This window comes from Rhizobium sp. JAB6 (genome assembly GCF_003024605.1).
Classification (GTDB): Bacteria; Pseudomonadota; Alphaproteobacteria; order Rhizobiales; family Rhizobiaceae; genus Rhizobium.
Genome location: NZ_PYJQ01000009.1, coordinates 1,224,464 through 1,246,583, shown reverse-complemented (window position 1 = coordinate 1,246,583; position 22,120 = coordinate 1,224,464). Strand labels below are relative to the sequence as shown.

Genomic DNA, 22,120 nt, shown 5'->3' with positions numbered 1-22,120 from the left:
CATCAAATCGCGTCCCGAGGCCTTACGTTGATTTGCAACCTTGATTTGAATGTGCTCCTTTCATCTAGGATAAACTCAAACACACGATATAGATTCCATGCCGAGCATCGACATTCAGAAGGCCCTTCTTTCGAAAGGTTATTTTCCGAAGGAGCTGCCACCAACATTTACAACTGCCGACTTTGGCGCTTCGTCGGTTGAAATTCTCGGCGAATGGAGGGCAGCAAAGGTCTTCTCCACAAATGAGAAGGTTGGCAAGACGGCTTTGAAGAAAAAGCGACGTGATGCTTACACCTATGATGTCGATAGTGCGGAAGCAGAAATCATCACGAAACCGAAGCGTGGTTACGAGCGCCGTAATATTCATATCACGCACCCAGTCCCCCAAGCTTTGTTGACTCATGAGCTTTCGCAAAATTGGGCATCGGTGCAAAAGTGGCTTTCGAAGCAAACTTTCTCTGCAGATGAAATTCGGGTCTCCGAAACCTTCGATAGGTCGATTAAAGGGATAAATTTCCCTTTGCATCGGGCAAAGAAGGCCTATCTGGAGGCTACATCTGATTGGTTGGTGAAGACTGATATCACCCGATTCTATCCGTCCATTTATACCCACTCGATCCCTTGGGCAGCATACGGGAAAGAGCAAGTTAAATCAGCGATGTCCTCTTACAAGGGATCGCTCGCAGATCGCCTAGACGTTCTCGTACGGGCGTGTAACAGAAACCAGACCATAGGCATTCCGATCGGCCCCGAAACGTCTAGAATTCTCGCGGAAATCATCTCGGCCAGGATTGACGTGGATTTTCATACGAAATGCCCGTCAATTGGCTTCGAATCGGTTGACCGTCTCCAAGATGATTGGACGATTGGAGTCGAGACATTGGAGAGGGCGGAAAACGTTCTTTCAGTGATAACGACTATTTACCGAGCTTATGGCCTTGACATCAACGGTAGTAAAACGTCGGTTGAGAGGATTATTGCGTCACAACAGAGTGCATGGACGTCGGAAATCGGGGCGTTTCTTTCCCATAGAAGGGGTAGGCTATCGGGAGCACGCTTGCGAGAATTCCTAAACCTATGCCTGAGGCTCCAGGCTGAATTTGCATCAGACCCGGTTATCAACTACGCACTGTCTGTCATCGAGAGTTCGACGGTTCAACCATCAGATATCGAAGGTATGGAATCATTCCTTCTCAAGGCCGCTGTTGTTGCCCCAAACTCAATGGAGCGCATCTGTCGAATATTGCTGAATCTCCAGCACGTAACAAATAAGGTCTCCGCCAGGAGGATTGTAGACCGGTTCTTGGTTTTGGCTGAGCGGAACCTTGAGAATGGGCATTTATACGAGGCCATATGGTTACTCCATACGATCAGAGGACTTAAACGCCCCGTCTTTTCTAAACGTATCTGCGACCTTGCTGAAAACACCCCGTCTAGCGCGTTGGCCTTGATACTGTTGGACATAAGCAGCAAGGGATTGGGATTTGCAGCGCTTCCGAAAGCTCGCTGGGAAGCGCAAATCTCCGAAGAGAGCGTTTTAACCGATTGGACCTGGCTGTTAGGTTATGAGGGATTCAGACACGGCTGGTTGTCAGATACCAAGTCCCTAATGACGACTCCTGGAGTGCTCCCCATTTCACCGGACATGTCGGCTAGTTTGATTTAGCCCTGATGAACTGCCGTGGGGAAGCCATCTTGAGCGCGGAATGGGGATGGATTTCGTTGTAGATGCTATGGACGAGCCGCCCGGCTTATCCGCTTCATCGACAACGAGGAGGCCTCCGATGAACGAGAATGCCAAGCCCAGTGTGTCAGTGTATGCAGCCATTGAGTTGAGCAAATCGACATGGCTAGTTGCAGTGCTTTCTCCCAACTCAGATCGCGTGAAGCTTCGGCAGGTTCGAGGCGGCGATACCGCAGCGCTTGTCGGGATGCTGGAGCGCGAGCAAATGAGCGCGACCCAGGTGGATGGTTGTCCCGCCGAGATCGTGGTTTGCTTTGAGGCCGGGTATGACGGCTTTTGGTTAGCGAGGTTCTTGCGGAAGCGAGGCATACGCACGTCAGTACTCGACTCCACCAGCTTCTTGGTCAACAGGCGAAGCCGTAGGGCGAAGACCGACCGGCTAGACGCAGAGTCCATGGTTATGATGTTCAAATCTTTCGATCAGGGTGACCGAACGGTATGCCGCGAAGTTCGTGTTCCCACGCCGGAGGAGGAAGATGCCAAACGTCTTGACAGGGAACGCTTACAACTCTCGGCAGAGCGGACACGCCACGTGAACCGCATTCGTGCTCTGCTCAATCTTCACGGTGTCCGTGAGGTCAAGGCTCTCTGGGGAGGAGACTGGCGCGGATGGCTGCAGGTGGTGAGGACAGCCGATGACGAACCACTCGGCAAATTCCTTGCAGCAGAGCTAACGAGGGAGTTCGAACGCCTGGAACTGGTCCACGCGCATATTCGTGATCTCGACCGTCAACTCGAAGAAGGCCTACGGGATGGTGCATTGGGCATTCCCAATGTCGATAAAGTTCGCCGCATCGCCACGCTCAAAGGTATTGGCAGACTGAGTGCTGTACTGTTGGTGTCAGAGGTATTCCATCGACAGTTCGCCAATCGAAAGTGTTTGGCGAGCTTTCTCGGTCTGGCACCAAGTCCATATGCGAGTGGTGCTGTGAAGCATGATCAAGGGATCAGCAAAGCCGGTAACCGGTTCGCGAGGCGGCTTCTCGTTGAACTTGCGTGGTGCTGGTTGAGGTATCAGCCGACAAGCGCTTTGTCCCAGTGGTATCGGGGTACGTTTGGGGCGGGCTCGGGCAGATCTCGCAAGATCGGAGTTATCGCGCTGGCTCGAAAGCTTGCAGTCGCCATCTGGCGTTTTGTTGAAGACGGCTTAGTCCCCCAGGGCGCTTCACTGAAGCCGGAAGCCCCATAACAGTTCCAAGCGCCGACGGGCGACTGGAGAGAAGAGCGGCTGCCGAGATTGAAGATGGTCTGGATAACATCCACCGTGTTGTAGTGTAGCGCTGCTCTTCCGCACTGCTTGGCCCCCCATGAATGGGATCGTGGTTGAGATCAGATTCTCGCCGAATACAAGTCGATGCGCCGAGTGCGCTTGCATGCCAACGCAGTCCAGTCAGGAGTTAGAAGGAGAAGCCAATGACTGCTTGACAGAACCTGCCTCATACAAATCTTCAATCCATCCGTCGATGAGCCGGAGCGCCGTTTCGGAGTCCGGTAGAGCTGATAGGCGGATGTAATCCCGTTTCAGAGTTTTCACGAATGCCTCGGACATGCCGTTCGACTGAGGGCTGGCGACCGGAGTGAAGCAGGGCGTCAAATTGAGCGCCTGGGCAAACAGCCGTGTCTCCCGTGCGGTATAGGCCGAACCATTGTCGGAGAGGTGCTCGATAGCATGCGGGGCTCGGGTTGCGCCGAAGCGTTTCTCGACCGCCTCCAGCATCATGTCGCGTACGTCTGAGCCGGAGATGCCTGCATTGGCGACTGCCGCCCAGGCGATGATTTCGCGGTCGAAGGCGTCGATGATGAAGGCGAGACGAACGACTTCGCCATTCCAGCAGGTGAACTCCAAACCGTCGGAGCACCAGCGCAGGTTCGAGCGCATGACCATGACCTTGCCGTCATGGATGCGGCCCTTGCGAACGGCCGTATGCTTCTCCAGCAACATTGCGTGGTTGCCCATGATGCGATGAACCCGCTTGGCGTTGACGACAGGCTGATCGGCGGCTCGCCTTTCGCGATTGAGGAGCGCGGCGATCCGCCGATAGCCATAGGTTGGCCTTTGATCCACCAGCCTGCGAATGGCGGGCAGAAGCTCTGCATCCTCGGCCTTGTGATAGGGCCCGCGCGGCGTCGATCTGCCTTTTAACCGTTCGATGAGGTTTGAACGGGAAACGCCAAGCGTGTCTGCGACGGTCTTCATCGGGAACCGTCCTTCGGCAACAAGATCGGCCGCGATATCCGTTTTTTTGAGTCCGCTTTGGAAAGGGCTTCGCGGAGGATTTCGACCTCCATCGTTTTGCGGCCGAGCATGCGCTCCAGCTCGCGGACGCGGTCCTCCAGCTTCTTCACTTCCGAATTGCCAACAACCGGCTCGTCAGAATCCACGGCTGCAGCACCTCCCTCACTCAAGAGCCTGCGCCACCGGTAAAGCAGATTGGGCGCAACGCCATGGCGGCGAGCGGTGGAAGATACCGTCTCGCCTGGCTCGAAACTCTGCTCAATGATTGTCAGTTTCTGCTCGGTTGTCCACCGCCTGCGGCGAACATCACCCGTCAGCAATTCAACGTGTCGATACTCGTTAGACATAAGCCTGATGGAGTGGACGCCTCCTTCGCCACCGTTGTGGCAATATCGAGGATGTCCAGCACCAGGAGGTTGACCCTATGACACAGATAGTTCTCATCGGCTTGGATGTCGCCAAGCATGTTTTCCAGCTGCACGCCGTAGCTGCAGACGGACGTGTCGTTTTCCGTCGACAGGTCCGGCGACCGCAACTCACCACGCTGTTGATGTCAGTTCCCTCCTGCAGGATAGCGATGGAGGCTTGTGGCACAGCACATTATTGGGGGCGGCAGCTGGAAGAGCTAGGCCATGAAGTGCTTCTGATACCTCCGGATTACGTCAGGCCATTCGTGAAGAGGCAGAAGAACGATGCTGCTGACGCCGAGGCAATCGCGGAGGCGGCGCAGCGGCCGGACATGCGCTTCGTTCGTGTAAAGAGTGAGGCATCGCAGGCCGCGAGTGTTATCTTTCGCGCACGAGATCTGGTGGTGCGCCAGAAGACCCAGCTTCTCAATGCGATACGAAGCCATCTGGCAGAATTTGGTTACATCTTCCCGCAGGGTGCAGCCGCTTCTGCAAAGATGCTGGAGGTGATCGAGAATGATGATGATCTGCCGCCCGCAGCTCAAAGCATCCTGCGTTCGTTGTGGCAGCATCTCTCATCGTGTGAAGCTCAGCTAATAGACTTCGACAAGGAAATCCGAAAGCGGGCGCGTGAGGACCTAGATACGCGTCGGTTGACTTCTGTGCCGGGGATTGGCCCGGTGACAGCGGCAGCAATTGCGGCCCTTGCTCCCGATCCAGCGACCTTCCGGAAGGGACGTGACTTCGCGGCATGGGTTGGCTTGACCCCGCTTGAGCGATCCACCGGAGGAAAGCAGCGGTTCGGACGAATATCCAAAATGGGCGAACGGACGCTCAGACGTCTGCTGATCATGGGCGCCAGTGCCGTCGTCTCTTGGGTGAGGCGTGGGAAGATCAATCCAAGCGCTTGGCTCGCCAGCATTCTGCACAGAAAGCCACCGATGCTGGCGATCGTAGCGCTAGCGAACAAGATGGCTCGCGTCGTCTGGGCAATTCTAAAGCACGGAGGATCCTATATGCAGCCAGCCTAATGAATACCCGTGCAGCAATGAAGGTCTCAGGATCGCATGGCCGAAGAGTTTGAACGGGGCTCGGAGAACCAGATTGAGGATAAGTGCTGGCAGCACGTAAGCCTGAAGTGGATCGAGCTCGCGTAATCCATACTGGCTGGCGGCGGTGCTTCGCCGCAAAAGAAGCCGAACACATGTCCGCACCAAACTTCGACGCCATCACACGAAGATTCTTCTTGCGCACCCGGAGGCGTCCACACATGTCCTCAAGCCTGTGCTTGAGCCTTTCTGCTTATGCCGAGTGTCCGGTCGAAATTGGGGGCAGTTCAACTCCCTTTTTTAAGCCCATGGCGGACAGGAACGTCGTGTTTTACGACGATACGAAGAACATACGGACCTCGCGGAGCACGGTTGCAAAACGACTACAAGTCCGACGGGGAGACAATGCCGAAATCCGTCTAATGTGGAAGCTTATCCGAGGATTTGACACCGAGGAATATTAGTGGGCTTTATCGGGTCAAAATTACGCAGATATTCTTAGACCGCGGTCTGTGCATCTTTGCTCGGCTGGGCCATTCTCAAAACTATGCGTGTACCCGTGAGCGGTTACGGAACCCTTGAGAACCAGAATGTTCAGCATTTTCAGGGGGAAAACTGGTGCTGCTAGAGAGATTTGAACTCTCGGCCTCTCCCTTACCAAGGGAGTGCTCTACCCCTGAGCTATAGCAGCATTCCGTGGCGCCACTTAAGTGCGCCGTATTGGGCGAGGCGGCTATTGCCATAGGTCGGGGCGGAGTGCAAGCCGCAAATTGCAAGTTCTTTGAAAGATAGCTGGAAAAAATGTGTCGGTCTTTTGAAGGCAGGCGTTTTCCGCTATGGGAAAATCATGGCTGCGGACAAGACGAAAATCGATGGTGGGCGGGCTTTGCGGGGCGGTTCGGCGCCCGGTGGGGCAGGTGACGGGTTTGGCGATGAAGCGGGTGCGCCCGTGGGCGGCAAGCAGGTCACGGAAGCGGATCGGCGGCGCGAGCGTGCCGCGCAGAAGCTGCGGGAGAACCTGTCCCGCCGCAAGCAGCAGGTGCGGGCGCGGCGTGCCGGGCAGGCCGACGAGACGGATGGGCTGCCGGCGGCAAAGCCTGTGAATAGTGCTGAAACCGCCGCAAAAAGGGACGAATCGCAATGATTGATGTCGCCCATCATCAAACGAATTGATGCGTTAATCTATTTCGTCTAAAGAGCGCCTTTTACCAAGGTGCACGAAACCTGGCGCCGGCACTCAAGGCGCCCGGGACTATCAGGAAAGGCGGGCCTCGCCCGTATTGCTTATATGGATCGTATCAGGATTGTCGGCGGCAATGAGCTCAACGGTATCATTCCGATCTCCGGCGCCAAGAATGCCGCCCTGCCGCTGATGATCGCCTCGCTTCTGACAAGCGATACACTGACCCTCGAAAACGTGCCGCATCTCGCCGATGTCGAGCTTCTGATGCGCATCCTCGGCAATCACGGCGTCGATGTCGCCGTCAACGGCCGGCGCGAGCGCCAGGAAGACGGCTATTCCCGCACAATCCATTTCACCTGCCGCACCATCGTCGATACGACCGCGCCTTATGAGCTCGTCGCCAAGATGCGCGCGAGCTTCTGGGTCATCGGGCCGCTGCTCGCCCGCGAGGGCCAGGCGCGCGTCTCGCTGCCCGGCGGCTGCGCCATCGGCACGCGTCCGGTCGATCTCTTCATCGAGGGCCTGCAGGCGCTCGGCGCCACTATGGAAATCGACGGCGGCTATATCAACGCCACCGCGCCGAAGGGCGGCCTCATCGGCGCCCGCTATGACTTCCCGAAGGTTTCCGTCGGCGCGACGCATGTGCTGATGATGGCCGCCACGCTTGCCCGCGGCACTACGATCATCGGCAATGCGGCTCGCGAGCCGGAGATCGTCGATCTCGCCAACTGCCTGATCGCCATGGGTGCCAAGATCTCCGGCGCCGGCACCAGCACGATCACCATCGAAGGCGTCACCTCGCTCTCCGGCGCCCGCCACCGCGTGCTGCCCGACCGGATCGAGACCGGCACCTATGCCATGGCCGTCGCCATGGCCGGCGGCGATGTCACGCTCGAAAACACCGATGTGGCGCTGCTCGACACCGCGCTCGAAAGCCTGCGCCGCGCCGGCGCCACGGTTTCGCCCACCAATAACGGCATCCGAGTCATGCGCAATGGCGGCGGCATCCAGCCGGTCGACGTCACCACCGATCCGTTCCCCGGCTTTCCGACTGACCTGCAGGCGCAGTTCATGGCGCTGATGACCCGCTCCGGCGGCATTTCGCACATCACCGAGACCATCTTCGAAAACCGCTTCATGCATGTGCAGGAGCTTGCCCGCCTCGGCGCCAAGATCTCGCTGGCAGGCCAGACCGCGCGCATCGAGGGCGTGCAGAAGCTGAAGGGCGCCCCCGTGATGGCGACCGACCTTCGTGCCTCCGTCTCGCTCGTCATCGCCGGTCTTGCCGCCGAAGGCGAGACGGTGGTGTCGCGCATCTATCACCTGGATCGCGGTTTCGAGCGGCTGGAAGACAAGCTGACGCGCTGCGGCGCAGTGATCGAGCGCATCAGCGACTAAGGCCTGTCTCTGTCGCAAAGTCGCGACAAAGTTTTGCGCGACGTGTCCTTTTCCACCCGTCGGCGCGAAGAGAGCGGGCAAGCCCGCTTTCTTCGGTTGCGTCTTTTGCGCTCCCATTTTATGTCCATCATAGGGAAATCTCGCACAGGGAAATCTCGGCAATGGCATTTGCCGGCCGTTTGACCGGCGCGATCGGAGATGAAGGACGAATGAGCGATCTCAAGCTAATGGCACTCGACACCGAGGACCTGGATGTCATCTCTGCCTATATGCAGGATAGCGTCTTCAAGGTCGGCGACATGTCCTTTGCGCCGAAGCAGGAGCAGTTTTCGCTCGCAGCCAATCGTTTCGTCTGGGAGCAGTCGGATCGGCGCAACAAGCCTTATGAACGCCATCGTTCGGCGCTGGTGTTCAAGCGCGTCAAGGCCGTGCGGTCCACTGGCATCGACCGGCGCAAGCGCGACGAGGTGTTGTCGCTGCTCGCGATCCGCTTCGAGCAGAAGGGCGAGGGGCCTGACGGCACGATCGAGCTTGCCCTTGCCGCCAATGCCACGATCGCGCTCGATGTCGAATGCATCGAGGCGCAGCTTGCGGATATCGGCGGCGCGTGGGAAACGGCCCACAAGCCTCGACATCCGGATGCGGGTTGATAGGCTCAGAACGGTTGAATGCGGCTGCTGAAGGCGGCCTCGATGGAAGGATTATCAGTTTGGCTATCTGGCTGGATCAGGCGTCGGAAGGGTTCGAGCAGCAGTTCGCCGCATTCCTGACGACCAAGCGGGAAGTGTCCGAGGATGTGAATGCGGTGGTGCGCGGCATCATCGACGATGTGCGGTCGCGCGGCGACGCCGCCCTTGCGGACTATTCCAAAAAATTCGACGGCGTCGATTTCGCCGTAACGCCGATGCGCGTCAGCGAAGCCGAGATCGATGCGGCGATTGCCGCTGTTCCGGCCGAAGTGCTTGGCGCGTTGAAGGTCGCCGCCACCCGTATCGAATCGCATCACCGCCGGCAGCTGCCGAAGGACGATATTTATGAAGACGATCTCGGCGTCGGTCTGGGGTCACGATGGACGGCGATCGAAGCTGTCGGCCTCTATGTGCCGGGCGGCACGGCGAGCTATCCGAGTTCGGTGCTGATGAACGCCGTGCCGGCCAAGGTCGCCGGCGTCGAGCGCGTCGTCATCGTCGTGCCGGCCTCAGGCGGCGCCGTCAATCCGGCCGTGCTTGCTGCCGCCCGTATGGCCGGCGTTGAGGAGATCTACCGCATTGGCGGCGCGCAGGCGATTGCAGCGCTCGCCTATGGCACCGAGACGATCAAGCCGGTCTACAAGATCACCGGCCCCGGCAATGCCTATGTGGCGGCCGCCAAGCGCCAGGTGTTCGGCACCGTCGGCATCGACATGATCGCGGGCCCGTCCGAAGTGCTCGTCATCGCCGACAAGAATAACGATCCCGACTGGATCGCCGCCGATCTTCTGGCGCAGGCCGAGCACGATGAAAGCGCGCAATCAATCCTCATTACCGACGATGCCGAATTCGGCCGGGCGGTGGAAGCGGCGGTCGAGCGGCAGTTGAAGCAGCTCAGCCGCTCGCAGACGGCGGCAACCAGCTGGCGCGATTTCGGCGCCGTCATCCTGGTCTCCGATCTGAAGCAGGCGGTACCGCTTGCCAACCGCATCGCGGCCGAGCATCTGGAGCTGGCGGTCGACGATCCTGAGCCGCTCTTGGCCGGTGTTCGCAATGCGGGCGCGATCTTCGTCGGCCGTCATACGCCGGAGGTGATCGGCGACTATGTCGGCGGCTCGAACCACGTGCTGCCGACGGCTCGCTCCGCGCGCTTCTCCTCCGGGCTCTCGGTACTCGATTTCGTCAAGCGCACGTCGATCCTGCGGGTTGGGCCGGAGCAGCTTCGCGCACTCGGGCCGGCGGCGATCGCGCTTGCCAATTCCGAGGGGCTGGATGCCCATGCGCGGTCGGTTGCGATCCGCCTCAATCTCGAGGGGTAAGGCATGGCCAAGGGCGTCTTCCGGCTGAGCGATGTGGTCCTGGACGACACGATCGGCCGCTCGACGCCCGATGTCGAGCATGAGCGCGCCGTCGCCATTTTCGACCTCATCGAGGAAAACAGCTTCACTCCCGTCGGGCATGAGGGCGGCCCCTATCTGCTCAATCTTTCGCTGGTCGATCAGAAGCTGGTTTTCGATATCCGCATGGAAGACGGCGGTGTTGTCGCTACCCATATCTTGTCGCTGACGCCGTTTCGCCGCATCGTGAAGGATTATTTCATGATCTGCGAAAGCTATTACGAGGCGATCCGCTCGGCCACGCCAAGCCGCATCGAGGCGATCGACATGGGGCGGCGCGGTATTCACAACGAAGGCTCGCAGACGCTGATGGACCGGCTGAACGGCAAGATCAGCGTGGATTTCGATACGGCGCGCCGGCTCTTTACGCTCGTCTGCGTGCTCTACTGGCGCGGGTGACTGCTATGGACGAGCCGCAGGCGATCGAGCACAATGGCGGATCGCCCGGGGGCAAATCCCCCGGCGCCATCCTCTTCATGTGCGGCCTCAATGCCATCCGCTCGCCCATGGCCGAGGCGATCGCCCGGCAGATGCTGCCGCAGGGCACTTATATCGCCTCGGCGGGGGTGCGGGCCGGCGAGCGCAATCCCTTCGTCGATATCGTGCTTTCCGAGATCGGGCTTTCGCTCGGCCGCCGCCAGCCGCAGACCATGGAGGAGCTGGAGGATGATTTCTTCGATGTCATCATCACGCTCTCTCCCGAGGCGCATCATGCCGCGCTGGAACTGACGCGCGCCAATGCCGTCGACGTCATCTATTGGCCGACGATAGACCCATCCGCGACGGACGGAACGCGCGAGCAAATTCTGGATGCCTATCGCGGCGTGAGGGACTATCTTCTCGGCCTGATCGAGAGCAGGCTGGTGGAACATCGCGGCTCGCTATAGAGCTGCGAATGAAACTAATGCAGAAACCCTTATCAACGAGGTTCACAAAACCGCGGCGATTGTGTAGTTTCCGCGCAAATTTCCGGCGACCCCCGCTTTTTGGCATGGGCGCCGCCCCAACCGACAGGAAAAGAAGCTTTAATGCCGAAAGAAGAAGTCCTCGAATTTCCCGGTGTCGTCACCGAACTCCTGCCGAACGCGACCTTTCGCGTGAAGCTGGAAAACGAGCACGAGATCATCGCCCACACCGCCGGCCGCATGCGCAAGAACCGCATCCGCGTTCTGGCCGGCGATAAGGTGCTGGTGGAAATGACCCCTTACGACCTGACCAAGGGCCGCATCACCTATCGTTTCAAATAGTCCGCCGTTCTGGAAGCATAGATCAGAGCATGATGTCGTCCGAAAACCTCTGACACTTTTCGGCATCATGCTCCAGAACCGGCTCTCATTCCCGCATGACAGGTCGAGATCTGATGGCGTTGAAACATAAGCTGATACTGGCCTCCGGATCGCCGCGTCGCGTCGAGCTCCTGCATCAGTCAGGCATAGAGCCCGCGCGCCTCATGCCCATGGATATCGATGAGACGCCGAAGAAGTCGGAGCATCCGCGCTCGCTGGCGCGGCGTCTTTCGGCTGAGAAGGGCGATGCCGCCTTTGCGGCCATCAAGAGCGACGCCGCCTGGCAGGGGAGCTATATTCTTTCCGCCGATACGGTGGTCGCCGTCGGACGGCGCATCCTGCCGAAGGCGGAATTCGTCGACGAGGCGGCTGCGGCCCTGCATCTGCTTTCCGGCCGCGGCCATGTCGTCTATACCGGCATCTGCCTGATCACGCCGGACCGCAAGGCTCGCCAGAAGGTCGTGGAAACCAAGGTTCGCTTCAAGCGTCTCTCCCGCCGGGATATCGATATGTATCTTGCCTCCGGCCAGTGGCGGGGCAAGGCGGGAGCCTATGGCATTCAGGGGCTTGCCGGTTCCTTCGTGCAGAAACTTGTCGGTTCCTACACCAATGTCGTCGGATTGCCGCTTTATGAAACCATGCTGCTGCTGGTAGGCGAGGGCTTCGATGTCCACGCCGGATGGCAGGAAGGATAGTTGTCATGACGAAAGCTGAAGAGATCAAGGTCGGTTCGAAGGTCGAACCGCTGCGAAAGACGCGTCCCTGTCCGGAATGCGGCCGTCCTTCGCTGCGTGAACATTACCCCTTCTGCTCGGATCGCTGCCGATCCGTCGATCTTTCCCGGTGGCTCAACGGCTCCTATGCCATTCCCGTCAGCGAGGACGAGACGAAGGCCGACGGCTCCGATCAGGACTGAATACGGATTTCCAAAGAGGTTCGGTGTTGCGAACCCCTTCTTTTTGTTCGGGAATTGGCAAAATTCCATTTCCTGTCAAAAAAGAGTCATTTGCGGCTGGACATGGCCGAACAAGATGCTATAACCCCGCTCGCTTCTGGGGCGAACCAACCGCCCGGTGCCTTCTAAGGCTCCTTCTTGGACGTGAAGCACGGATGCCCAGATAGCTCAGTTGGTAGAGCAGCGGATTGAAAATCCGCGTGTCGCTGGTTCGATTCCGGCTCTGGGCACCATCTTTTCTCCCCAATCATACGGACAATGAAGCTTGACGCTGGCTTCGATCAGTTCATCGCTGCGATCGTGTATTCGCAGGAATACGCGGCCATAGGCTGACGGAGGTTGCATAACCAGTGGGTGCGTTGTGTGGCAACAACAATCCTGTGGTTGCGTTTCATTAATTCGGTGCATGACCCCATCAAGATATTGATGACATTTGGAATCAAGCGTACGAATTATTGACAGATCACCTATTGATTCGAAGCGAGTCATACCGCACTTTAGATACAGCGGGATCAAGTGATCTCGTAAAAGCCGGCGTTAATTGCAATAGCAAGCTACCGAGGCGCCATGTTAAACAACGATGTTCTGTTCAACACGTTCGCCCGTACTTTTGAAGCACGGCGCGAAGTCGAGATGTCATTCTCAGAATACCTGGAAGCGTGCCGGGACGATCCGCTCATGTATGCAAATGCAGCGGAGCGGCTGCTGGCAGCGATGGGCGAACCACTGCTGATCGATACGGCCAAAGATACAAGGCTTGGACGTATCTTCATGAACCGGACCATCCGGACTTATCCGGCTTTTTCCGGCTTTTTCGGCATGGAAGAGACGATCGAACGCATCGTCGCCTTCTTCCGCCATGCGGCTCAAGGTCTGGAGGAGCGGAAGCAGATCCTCTATCTGCTCGGGCCCGTCGGCGGCGGCAAGTCATCGCTCGCCGAGCGGCTGAAATCCCTGATGGAAGTCCATCCTATCTATGTCCTCAAGGCCGGAAACGAGCTGAGCCCGGTCTTCGAAAGTCCGCTCAGCCTGTTCGATCCCGTCACTATGGGGCCAATGATCGAGGAGCGCTACGGCATTCCGCGCCGCCGTCTGACCGGCCTGATGAGCCCCTGGTGCCTGAAGCGGCTGGAAGAGTTCGAAGGCGATATTTCCCGCTTCCGCGTCGTCCGGATGCAGCCCTCAAGGCTGCGGCAAATCGCCGTCGCCAAGACGGAGCCGGGCGACGAAAACAACCAGGACATCTCCTCGCTGGTCGGCAAGGTGGATATCCGCAAGCTCGAAAGTCTCGCGCAGAACGATCCGGACGCCTATAGCTATTCCGGTGCATTGAACCGCGCCAATCAGGGCATTCTCGAATTTGTCGAAATGTTCAAGGCGCCGATCAAGATGCTGCATCCCCTGCTGACGGCGACGCAGGAAGGCAATTACATCGGTACGGAAAATATCGGTGCCATACCATTCTCCGGCATCATTCTGGCGCATTCAAACGAGTCGGAATGGCAGACCTTCAAGGCCAATAAGAACAATGAGGCATTCATCGACCGCATCTGCGTGGTGAAAGTGCCTTATTGCCTCAGGGTCACCGAAGAGCAGAAGATCTATGAGAAGCTCATCGAGGAATCCGAGCTCAGCGACGCGCCCTGCGCGCCGTCGACCCTGGAGACACTCGCCCGCTTCACGGTTCTGACGCGGCTTTCCAAGCATGAGAACTCGACCGCTTTTTCCAAGCTTCGGGTCTATGATGGCGAGAGCCTGAAGGAGACCGATCCGAGAGCCCGCAGCGTGCAGGAATATCGCGACGCGGCCGGTGTCGACGAGGGCATGGACGGGGCTTCCACCCGTTTTGCCTTCAAGGTGCTGGCGGCGACCTTCAACTACGATACGACCGAGGTCGGCGCCGATCCGGTGCATCTGATGTACATGCTGGAGCAGGCAATCCGCCGGGAACAGCTGCCGCTTGAAACCGAAAAGCTCTATATCGAGTTTATCAAGAGTGAATTGGCACCGCGCTATGCGGAGTTCATCGGCAACGAGATCCAGAAGGCCTATCTGGAATCCTATGCGGATTACGGCCAGAACCTCTTCGATCGCTACGTCGACTATGCCGACGCCTGGATCGAGGATGTGGACTTCAAGGATCCCGATACGGGCCAGCTTCTCGACCGCGAGCTTCTGAACCAGGAGCTCACCAAGATCGAAAAGCCGGCCGGTATCGCCAATCCGAAGGATTTCCGCAACGAGATCGTCAAATTCTGCCTGAGGGCACGAGCGAGCCATGGCGGCAAGAATCCGTCCTGGACCAGCTATGAGAAGATCCGCGAAGTCATCGAAAAGCGGATGTTCTCCCAGGTCGAGGACCTTCTGCCCGTCATCTCGTTCGGTTCCAAGAAGGACGGGGAGACGGAGAAGAAACATGGCGAATTCGTCGAACGGATGATGGCGCGGGGCTACACCGAGCGTCAGGTCCGGCGGCTTGTGGAATGGTACATGCGTGTGAAACAGGCTGGATGAGCCACCAAGGAAGAAGGAATGCACATTGTTGACAGGCGCCTGAACCCAGGCGGAAAAAGTCTGGAAAATCGTCAACGGTTTTTGCGAAGAGCAAAAGCGCTGGTGCAGAGAGCGGTCTATGAATCCTCTCAAAATCGCGACATTCAGGACATTCTGAAGGGTGGCGAAGTCAGCATTCCCCTGGATGGAACCGAGGAACCTCGGTTCCATCGTGGCCCAGAGGGCCTGAAGGAACACATTCTTCCCGGTAACAAGGACTTCATCGAAGGCGATATCCTGCCGCGGCCCGAAGGCGGCGGCGGCAAGGGCCGCGCAGGTGGCGACGGCTCCGGCGAGGATGCCTTCCGCTTCATTCTGACGCGGGACGAGTTCCTCGATCTCTTCCTCGACGATCTCGAATTGCCCGATCTTGCCAAGCGCCGCCTGATGTCGGCGGATCAGATCAACCCGGTGCGCTCGGGCTATTCGGTGACGGGATCGCCCGCCAACCTCGCCATCAACCGCACGATGCGCCTTGCCATGATGCGCCGTGTCGCGCTTCACCGCCCGAAACCGGAAACGGTCGAAAAGCTCATCGAGGAGGCCGAGGAGTGCACGGACGAGAAGCGCCGCGCACAGCTCGAAGAAGAGATCAAGAGGCTGGAATCGAAGGTCCGGCGCATTCCCTATATCGACCCGATCGACATCCGCTATCGCCGCTTCGAGAACGAGCCGAAACCGGTGGCGCAGGCCGTCATGTTCTGCCTGATGGATGTCTCGGGTTCGATGACCGAGCATATGAAGGATCTCGCCAAGCGCTTCTACATGCTGCTTTATATCTTTCTGACCCGGCAGTATCGCCGCGTCGAGATCGTGTTCATCCGCCACACGGATGTCGCTGAGGAGGTGGACGAGGAGACCTTCTTCCGCAGCCCAGCGACCGGCGGCACCCAGGTTTCGAGTGCGCTCGAGGCGATGCGGCAGATCGTGCGTGACCGCTTTCCGGCGTCCGACTGGAACATCTACGCGGCGCAGGCATCGGACGGCGACAATGCCTATTCCGACAATGCGACGACGGCGGCTCTGATGACGAGCGAGATCCTGCCCGTCTGCCAATATTTTGCCTATCTCGAAGTGGGGGAATCGCGCAGCGTCGCGATATCGTCGGGCTCGGCGATCTGGTCGCTTTATGAGCGGATGCAGGCAGCCTGGCCGGTGCTTTCCATGCGGCGTGTCAGCGATCGCAGCCAGATCTATCCGGTCTTCCACGATCTCTTCCAGCGTCGGACGGCGGAAACAAGGAGCGGATGATGGCAAAGAAGGCATCGATGGAGCGGCTTTTCGAAGGCGCGGACTGGGATTTCGCCACCATCCAGCGAATTCACGATGCCTGCGAAAAGATCGCTGTCGACGACCTCGGTCTCGATGTCTATCCCAACCAGATCGAGATCATCACCGCCGAGCAGATGCTCGACGTCTATTCCTCGATCGGCATGCCGCTGTTCTACAAACACTGGTCCTTCGGCAAGCACTTCGCCCATCATGAGGCCTTTTACCGCAAGGGTCTGCGCGGCCTTGCCTATGAGATCGTCATCAACAGCTCGCCCTGCATCTCCTATCTCATGGAGGAGAATACGGCGACGATGCAGGCGCTCGTCATCGCGCATGCCGCCTTCGGCCACAATCACTTCTTCAAGAACAATTATCTCTTCAAGCTCTGGACCGATGCCGAAGGCATTCTCGACTATCTCAATTTCGCCAAGAGCTACATCGCGCGCTGCGAGGAGCGCTATGGCCACGCCGCCGTCGAGCGCACGCTGGATGCCGCCCATGCGCTGATGTCGCATGGGGTTCATCGCTATGCCGGCAAGAAGACGCCGGACCTGCGCGACGAGGAGAAGCGCGAGCGCGAGCGGCGCGAATATGACGAGAAGATTTTCAACGATCTTTGGCGCACGGTTCCGAGCGGGCCTGGCAAGAAGACCCACGACCTCGATCTGGAGCGCCGGCGTGCGCTGGCCGGTTTGCCGCAGGAGAACATCCTCTATTTCCTGGAAAAGATGGCGCCGCGGCTGAAACCCTGGCAGCGTGAGATCATCCGCATCGTGCGCCATGTCGCGCAATATTTCTATCCGCAGAGCCAGACCAAGGTGATGAACGAGGGCACGGCGACCTATGTGCACTATCGCATCATGACGCGGCTGCACGAGCTCGGCGGCATCGGCGACGGCGATTTTCTGGAATTTTTGAAATCGCATACCAACGTGGTTTTCCAGCCGACCTTCAACGATCCCCGCTATTCCGGCCTCAATCCTTACGCGATCGGCTTTGCCATGATGCAGGATATCGAGCGCATCGTGACGAAACCGGAGGAGGAGGATCGCCAGTGGTTCCCGGAGATCGCCGGCACCGGCGATGCCATGGCGGTGCTGCGCGATCTTTGGGCCAATTATCGCGACGAGAGTTTTGTTGCGCAGTTCCTCAGTCCGCACCTGATGCGCAAGATGCGCATGTTCCAGCTGACGGATGATCCGGAGGAAGAAGAGGGGCTGAGGGTTGCAGCCATTCATGACGAGCGCGGCTATCGGCGTATACGCCGCGAGCTGTCGCGGCAATATGACGTCGGCTGGATCGATCCCCATATCGAAATCGTCGATGTCGATCTTGCCGGCGACAGGCGGCTGCTGCTCAAACATACGGTGCTGAACGGCGCGATGCTTGACGACATGGATGCAAAGCGCGTCTTGCAGCATCTGGCCGATCTGTGGAGCTATGACGTGCTGATGCAGGAAGTCGACCGCTCCGGCGCAGTACTTCGCGATCATCTCGTTCATCCGCGTGCTTCGGCACTTGCGGCTTAGCCCCGACTACGGCTGGTTTTCGGCTGGCGTTGATGGCCGCTCACCTGCACGCCATCCTCGGGCTGCAGTTTCAGGAAGCCGGGTATGCCGAGCAGCGGTATGACCGCCATCAGCAGGAAGGCCAGATGGAACTTGTCCGGCGTGAGCGGCGAGCCGTCCAAAGTCACCAGCCCCAGAAGCATGGCGGCGACGGAGACGCCGAAGCTGACGCTCAATTGCTGCAGCACACCGCCCAAGCTGGTCGCGCGGCTGAGCTGTGCCGCGGGGGTATCGGAATAGGACAGGGTGTTTGACGTCATGAACTGTCCGGCCCGCGCCAGCCCGAAGATGAAGACGTAGACGATGATGAACCAGTGCGGCGTATCGGGCGTGATCAATGCAAAGCCCGCGACCACGGCGGCGCCGAACACGGCGCTCCAGGTCAGCATGCGATCGAACCCATAGAGCTTCAGCAGCTTTGCCGAGACCGGCCGTACGGCCAGCGCGCTCAGGGCGCTGACGAAGGTCAGCGTGCCCGATACGATCGGACTCAAGCCGAAGCCGACCTGCAGCATCAGCGGCAGCAGGAAGGGCACACCGTTCAACCCGACGCGACAGATACCACCGGCAAGCGTGCCGATGCGGAAGGTGCGCAGCCTGAAGAGGGTGAGATCCACGGCTGGCGACTCCACGCTTTTCGCATAGCGGATGAAGCCCACCAGCAGCAGACCTGCGGCGGCAAGCGTGAGGACAATGGCCCAGACGGGGATGGCCGGGCGGCCGATATTCTCGATGCCGTATTGCAGCAGCACGCAGCCGAGGCCGACCATGACGAAGCCGGGAAAATCGAATTTGATCGGCGCGCCGCGCTCTGTATCCTCGACATAGCGCAGTGCCATGGCCATGCCGATCAGTCCGAAGGGCAGGTTTACCCAGAAGATCCAGCGCCAGGACAGATAGGTTGTCAGAAAGCCGCCAAGTACCGGCCCGATCACAGGCCCCATGACGGCGGGCAGTGTCATGTAGGTCATGGCAGTCACGAGCTGGCTGCGCGGAAAACTGCGGATGAGGATGAGGCGCCCGACCGGCGTCATCATCGCGCCGCCGAAGCCCTGCAGCGCGCGCGTGGCGATGAGCATCGGCAGGCTGGTTGCCAGTCCGCAGAGGATCGAACCGATGGTGAAGATGAAGAGGGAAAGCGTGAAGATGCGCCGGGCGCCGAAGCGATCCGCAAACCATCCGCTCACCGGAATGAACATGGCAAGCGTCAGGATATAGGTCGTGACAGCCAGATTCATGCGAAGCGGTGTCGTATCGAGGCTCTTGGCGATATCGGGAACGGCGGTAATCAGAATGGTCGAATCCAACTGCTCCATCAGGAAGGCGACTGCGACCACAGCGGGGATGATGTAGCGCAGGCGGGGATTGCGTTCGACCGCAAAAGCCTGACCCTGCGGATTGGGATCTATCGAATCCATGAAATGAAACGGCTTTCCAACGCCCGGCCGACGGACCGGCGCGTTTGACGATTTGCATGAATCCCTTCGGAAACCGCGTTGTGCTCTCGGGAAACATGATGCTGATGGCCGGTGTTCCGCCGACCTTCGGAATCGCTGCCTATATGAACACCATCCATGGCGCAGCGCAACAGGAACCCGGCTTTTCAAATCGGCGGGAGTCCATATGGTCAGTCGGTCGATGGGGGAGAGGGCAATGTCCAGCGTGCCTTGTCGAAGACGATCGATGTTCGCAGCTGCTCGGGCGATGTTCTCCGCAATTCCAGCTGCAGGTTGAAATTGTTGTTGCTCTGGAATTCCTTGAAAAAGGCAAGCTTGGCGCCGAAGGCTTGCAGCGTCACGTCCTGCAGCTTGCCGATCGCCTCGAGCGCGGCCTGAAAGTCCAGCCAGCGGGTCTCGTTCAGCAATAGGACGACAGTGTCGACGAAGGTGCCGGCAATGGCCTTGCCGTCGTCATTGTCGGGCATGATGACCTTGATGCGGATGGCATCGATTTCGCCTGATGGTTTGCCTCGGGCGATGATAAAGAAGGATGCAGCCTTGGGATCGCCATAGGTGCCCTTCTGGATGGCATAGCTGCACTCCGAAGTACCGGCGCCCAGCTCGCTTTGCCGCCATTCGCCCACGGACAGGCCGAACTTCCGGAGATCGGCGCAAAGCATCTGACCCGATATCCGCCAGCTGCGCACGAAGGCGCTCAGCAGCGCGTCGACGGGCTCGTCCAGCAGATGGGACCTTTTCTTGACGGATGTCTTGGCGGCAATCGTCGCCGGCTTGACCCGGACGTTTCGTGCTGCCGGGGCTGATGCTTTCGGTGCCGCCGCCTGAGGCGTGACTGCATGGGATGGCTGCTGTTCCTGGACGGGCGCGGTCGGTGCGGCTGCGTGTTCTTCCGGTTTCGGAAACAGATCGAGATGATAGCGATCATCCAGCGCCCGCAGATTATGCATATCGTTAGCCAGGAGCGCAGTTGCCAGGATGATCGAACCGATGACAACGGCGGCAATCCAAAAGACAGCCCTGCTTTTCTTGCGAGGTGGCGCCACCGACATGATTCAGATCACAGCTACTCCCGAGGAAACTTACCTTGCTGCAATAACTATATGTTGCGCAGCCATGTTCATGACTACAGCATATGCGTTTATGAACGATTGATCATTCTAATGTTTCTTTTGTCAATTCATGATGTTGCTCAAAGCGGATCGCGATCTTGCGCGGCCGGTTCTCGTGTTCCGGGCTTTCCGCCTTTGGGGCTCCTGCTGCAGAGCCGCTGCCGTCCTATGCAGTCAGCTTTAGGCGAAATATGCCTTCAGCGCCCTGACGGTGGCGGCATCCGTGCGGCGGGCCGATGGCGCCGAGAAGCCGAGGGCGATGACTCGCGCATCCGTCTCGAAGACGGTTGCCGAGCAGGAGGCATGGATCTCACTGATCTGCAGGCGCGGCCATAGGTGGCCGACCGTCGCAAGCGTCACGCCGGAACCGGGCATGATGGAGATGCGGCCGGCGGCGGCCGCAATCGCCTGTTCGAGCATATCAAGCCCTTCCGCCGCGGTCTTTGCGCCGCCGGATGTCAGGATGCGCTCGAAGCCGAGGGAGACCGCGGCATCGACGGCTTCCTCGATGTCGGGTACCAGATCGAAGGTGCGGTGCAGCGTCTTGCCGAGGCCTTCCGCATGGGCAGCGAGAGCCGTGAGCGTGTCAACATCGAGCCGCCCATCCGGCAGGGAGGCACCGAGCACGACACCCGACAGCCCGGCGGCGCGCGTCGCGTCGATATCGCGCTTCATGATATCACGTTCATCCGCCGAGTAGACGAAGTTGCCGGCGCGCGGCCGAATAATTGCATATGCGGGGACGGGCATCTTGGCGGCTGCGGCCATCAGCCCGGCACTTGGCGTCAGCCCGCCGAGAGGGAGTGCACTGCAAAGCTCGATGCGGTCGCCGCCACCCTCGACGGCGGCCTTGAGGCCGGCAATATCCTCGACGCAGACCTCAAGCAGCATGGATATGCTCTCCGGCATATTGCAGGCCCAGCAGGGCGGCACCGATGAGCCCCGGTTCCAGCTTGCACTCGCTGGGCACGACAAGCGGTCTGCCGAACTTGCGCAGGATGCGGGCACGCACCGCCTCGTCCAGCCTTGCCAGGAGCGGTTCGACGTTGGAAAGGCCGCCGCCGACCGGCACGATGGTCGCCCCGGTTATGTTGACGGTGAGGGCAAGTGGCGAGGCGACCAGATCCACCATAACGTCGATCGTGCGTTCCGCGCGGCTTTCGCCCTTCAGCCATTGGCCGATGATCTCCTCGCTGGAGAGTTCCAGGCCATGAAGCGTCCTGTGCAGGCGTTCGATGCCGCGGGCGCCGCCGACGGTGTCGACGCAGCCCTTCTGGCCGCAGCCGCAGGGATAGGCGGGAATGGCAATCGGCGGATTGCCGGCGAAGGAGGCGATGATCGGGCCATGGCCCCATTCCCCGGCAAAGCCGCCCGCAGCGTTGACCAGCCGGCCATCTGCGACCAGACCGCCGCCGACGCCTGTGCCGAGAATGGCGCCGAACACGATGCGATGGCCGCGGCCTGCGCCCGACATGGCTTCGGCCATGGCGAAGCAATCCGCATCGTTGGCAATCAGCACTGGATAGCCAAGTTCCGCTTCGAGGTCGGCGGCAAGGTGCCGGCCGTGAATGCAGGGAATATTGGCGCAGGTCAGCGCCTGCGTATCGGGATCGACGACGCCGGCGATGGAGAAGGAGAGGCAATCCGGCTTGCCTTCCGCCTCCGCGATCACGTCGCGCAGGGCGGCGACGAATTCTGTGAACTCCTGCCTGGGCGTCGGGCGCCGCGTCAGCGGAACGATATCGGTCATGGAGCGGGCAATGCCGCCCTTGATGGCGCTGCCGCCGATGTCGAAGGAAACGATCATGGATACC

At 59.2% G+C, this 22,120-nt stretch carries 19 protein-coding genes, 2 tRNA genes and 1 pseudogene; 16 read left to right on the top strand and 6 right to left on the bottom strand.

The genetic code is table 11. From position 1 onward, the window contains the following. The first annotated feature begins 97 nt into the window (after positions 1–97). A complete protein-coding gene (locus C7U61_RS16090) occupies positions 98–1,666 on the top strand; it encodes an RNA-directed DNA polymerase (RefSeq protein ID WP_106999005.1) in 1,569 nt (522 codons plus the stop codon). A 118-nt stretch (positions 1,667–1,784) separates the two neighbouring features. Further along, positions 1,785–2,933 carry an IS110 family transposase gene (locus C7U61_RS16085; RefSeq protein WP_106999004.1) on the top strand — a complete coding sequence of 383 codons (1,149 nt, stop codon included), beginning with the start codon at positions 1,785–1,787 and terminating at the stop codon, positions 2,931–2,933. A gap of 255 nt (positions 2,934–3,188) precedes the next feature. Here the strand turns inward: C7U61_RS16085 and C7U61_RS16080 are convergent. Further along, a pseudogene (locus C7U61_RS16080) lies at positions 3,189–4,327 on the bottom strand (IS3 family transposase); the annotation flags it as partial. A 77-nt stretch (positions 4,328–4,404) separates the two neighbouring features. Between C7U61_RS16080 and C7U61_RS16075 the strand changes: the two are divergent. Continuing rightward, positions 4,405–5,418: an IS110 family transposase gene (locus tag C7U61_RS16075; protein ID WP_106999002.1), complete on the top strand. Its 1,014-nt coding sequence runs from the start codon at positions 4,405–4,407 to the stop codon at positions 5,416–5,418. A gap of 634 nt (positions 5,419–6,052) precedes the next feature. On the opposite strand, the gene C7U61_RS16070 is transcribed toward C7U61_RS16075, so the two are convergent. Continuing rightward, positions 6,053–6,127, bottom strand: a tRNA-Thr gene (locus C7U61_RS16070). Positions 6,128–6,385: 258 nt separating this feature from the next. On the opposite strand from C7U61_RS16070, the gene C7U61_RS16065 reads away from it, so the two are divergent. The 13 genes from C7U61_RS16065 to C7U61_RS16005 all read left to right on the top strand — a co-directional run bounded on the left by C7U61_RS16065 (position 6,386) and on the right by C7U61_RS16005 (position 17,698). Continuing rightward, a complete protein-coding gene (locus C7U61_RS16065; protein WP_106999135.1) occupies positions 6,386–6,580 on the top strand; it encodes a hypothetical protein in 195 nt (64 codons plus the stop codon). 144 nt (positions 6,581–6,724) lie between these two features. Continuing rightward, entirely contained in the window at positions 6,725–8,017 is a 1,293-nt protein-coding gene (gene murA / locus C7U61_RS16060; protein ID WP_106999001.1) for a UDP-N-acetylglucosamine 1-carboxyvinyltransferase, read from the top strand. 209 nt (positions 8,018–8,226) lie between these two features. Further along, entirely contained in the window at positions 8,227–8,667 is a 441-nt protein-coding gene (locus C7U61_RS16055; RefSeq protein ID WP_106999134.1) for a DUF2948 family protein, read from the top strand. Positions 8,668–8,726: 59 nt separating this feature from the next. Further along, a complete protein-coding gene (gene hisD, locus C7U61_RS16050) occupies positions 8,727–10,025 on the top strand; it encodes a histidinol dehydrogenase (protein ID WP_106999000.1) in 1,299 nt (432 codons plus the stop codon). 3 nt (positions 10,026–10,028) lie between these two features. Beyond that, positions 10,029–10,502, top strand: a complete 474-nt coding sequence (locus C7U61_RS16045) for a UPF0262 family protein (protein WP_106998999.1) — start codon at positions 10,029–10,031, stop codon at positions 10,500–10,502. A 5-nt stretch (positions 10,503–10,507) separates the two neighbouring features. Then, positions 10,508–10,990: a low molecular weight phosphatase family protein gene (locus C7U61_RS16040; RefSeq protein ID WP_106998998.1), complete on the top strand. Its 483-nt coding sequence runs from the start codon at positions 10,508–10,510 to the stop codon at positions 10,988–10,990. Positions 10,991–11,131: 141 nt separating this feature from the next. After that, a complete protein-coding gene (infA, locus tag C7U61_RS16035) occupies positions 11,132–11,350 on the top strand; it encodes a translation initiation factor IF-1 (RefSeq protein WP_004117876.1) in 219 nt (72 codons plus the stop codon). Between the two features lie 113 nt (positions 11,351–11,463). Then, entirely contained in the window at positions 11,464–12,084 is a 621-nt protein-coding gene (locus C7U61_RS16030; protein WP_106998997.1) for a Maf-like protein, read from the top strand. A 5-nt stretch (positions 12,085–12,089) separates the two neighbouring features. Continuing rightward, complete coding sequence (yacG, locus tag C7U61_RS16025; protein ID WP_106998996.1) at positions 12,090–12,305, top strand: DNA gyrase inhibitor YacG; 216 nt, start codon at positions 12,090–12,092, stop codon at positions 12,303–12,305. Positions 12,306–12,501: 196 nt separating this feature from the next. Continuing rightward, a tRNA-Phe gene (locus C7U61_RS16020) sits at positions 12,502–12,577 on the top strand. 334 nt (positions 12,578–12,911) lie between these two features. Further along, complete coding sequence (locus C7U61_RS16015) at positions 12,912–14,858, top strand: PrkA family serine protein kinase (RefSeq protein ID WP_106998995.1); 1,947 nt, start codon at positions 12,912–12,914, stop codon at positions 14,856–14,858. Between the two features lie 18 nt (positions 14,859–14,876). Continuing rightward, positions 14,877–16,148, top strand: coding sequence for a YeaH/YhbH family protein (locus tag C7U61_RS16010; protein ID WP_106998994.1), 1,272 nt, complete (start codon positions 14,877–14,879; stop codon positions 16,146–16,148). Beyond that, complete coding sequence (locus tag C7U61_RS16005) at positions 16,148–17,698, top strand: SpoVR family protein (RefSeq protein WP_106999133.1); 1,551 nt, start codon at positions 16,148–16,150, stop codon at positions 17,696–17,698. Before C7U61_RS16010 ends, C7U61_RS16005 begins: the two co-directional genes overlap by 1 nt. Here the strand turns inward: C7U61_RS16005 and C7U61_RS16000 are convergent. The 4 genes from C7U61_RS16000 to C7U61_RS15985 form a co-directional block, all read right to left on the bottom strand. Then, positions 17,695–19,155, bottom strand: coding sequence for a DHA2 family efflux MFS transporter permease subunit (locus tag C7U61_RS16000; RefSeq protein ID WP_106998993.1), 1,461 nt, complete (start codon positions 19,153–19,155; stop codon positions 17,695–17,697). The genes C7U61_RS16005 and C7U61_RS16000 overlap by 4 nt on opposite strands. A 209-nt stretch (positions 19,156–19,364) precedes the next feature. Next, positions 19,365–20,246 (bottom strand): DUF6030 family protein, encoded by an 882-nt coding sequence (locus C7U61_RS15995; RefSeq protein WP_106998992.1) that lies wholly within the window; start codon positions 20,244–20,246, stop codon positions 19,365–19,367. A 240-nt stretch (positions 20,247–20,486) separates the two neighbouring features. Continuing rightward, complete coding sequence (locus C7U61_RS15990; RefSeq protein ID WP_106998991.1) at positions 20,487–21,197, bottom strand: copper homeostasis protein CutC; 711 nt, start codon at positions 21,195–21,197, stop codon at positions 20,487–20,489. Continuing rightward, positions 21,187–22,113 carry an ROK family protein gene (locus tag C7U61_RS15985; RefSeq protein ID WP_106998990.1) on the bottom strand — a complete coding sequence of 309 codons (927 nt, stop codon included), beginning with the start codon at positions 22,111–22,113 and terminating at the stop codon, positions 21,187–21,189. Before C7U61_RS15985 ends, C7U61_RS15990 begins: the two co-directional genes overlap by 11 nt. Positions 22,114–22,120: the final 7 nt, after the last annotated feature.

Coding starts and splice junctions, on each gene's coding strand:
- C7U61_RS16030 (WP_106998997.1), top strand. CDS start 11,464: ATGGCGTTGAAACATAAGCTGATACTGGCCTCCGGATCGCCGCGTCGC.
- murA (WP_106999001.1), top strand. CDS start 6,725: ATGGATCGTATCAGGATTGTCGGCGGCAATGAGCTCAACGGTATCATT.
- C7U61_RS16000 (WP_106998993.1), bottom strand. CDS start 19,155: ATGGATTCGATAGATCCCAATCCGCAGGGTCAGGCTTTTGCGGTCGAA.
- C7U61_RS16055 (WP_106999134.1), top strand. CDS start 8,227: ATGAGCGATCTCAAGCTAATGGCACTCGACACCGAGGACCTGGATGTC.
- C7U61_RS16005 (WP_106999133.1), top strand. CDS start 16,148: ATGGCAAAGAAGGCATCGATGGAGCGGCTTTTCGAAGGCGCGGACTGG.
- C7U61_RS15990 (WP_106998991.1), bottom strand. CDS start 21,197: ATGCTGCTTGAGGTCTGCGTCGAGGATATTGCCGGCCTCAAGGCCGCC.
- C7U61_RS15985 (WP_106998990.1), bottom strand. CDS start 22,113: ATGATCGTTTCCTTCGACATCGGCGGCAGCGCCATCAAGGGCGGCATT.
- C7U61_RS16015 (WP_106998995.1), top strand. CDS start 12,912: ATGTTAAACAACGATGTTCTGTTCAACACGTTCGCCCGTACTTTTGAA.
- yacG (WP_106998996.1), top strand. CDS start 12,090: ATGACGAAAGCTGAAGAGATCAAGGTCGGTTCGAAGGTCGAACCGCTG.
- C7U61_RS15995 (WP_106998992.1), bottom strand. CDS start 20,246: ATGTCGGTGGCGCCACCTCGCAAGAAAAGCAGGGCTGTCTTTTGGATT.
- C7U61_RS16090 (WP_106999005.1), top strand. CDS start 98: ATGCCGAGCATCGACATTCAGAAGGCCCTTCTTTCGAAAGGTTATTTT.
- infA (WP_004117876.1), top strand. CDS start 11,132: ATGCCGAAAGAAGAAGTCCTCGAATTTCCCGGTGTCGTCACCGAACTC.
- C7U61_RS16010 (WP_106998994.1), top strand. CDS start 14,877: ATGCACATTGTTGACAGGCGCCTGAACCCAGGCGGAAAAAGTCTGGAA.
- C7U61_RS16045 (WP_106998999.1), top strand. CDS start 10,029: ATGGCCAAGGGCGTCTTCCGGCTGAGCGATGTGGTCCTGGACGACACG.
- C7U61_RS16085 (WP_106999004.1), top strand. CDS start 1,785: ATGAACGAGAATGCCAAGCCCAGTGTGTCAGTGTATGCAGCCATTGAG.
- C7U61_RS16075 (WP_106999002.1), top strand. CDS start 4,405: ATGACACAGATAGTTCTCATCGGCTTGGATGTCGCCAAGCATGTTTTC.
- C7U61_RS16040 (WP_106998998.1), top strand. CDS start 10,508: ATGGACGAGCCGCAGGCGATCGAGCACAATGGCGGATCGCCCGGGGGC.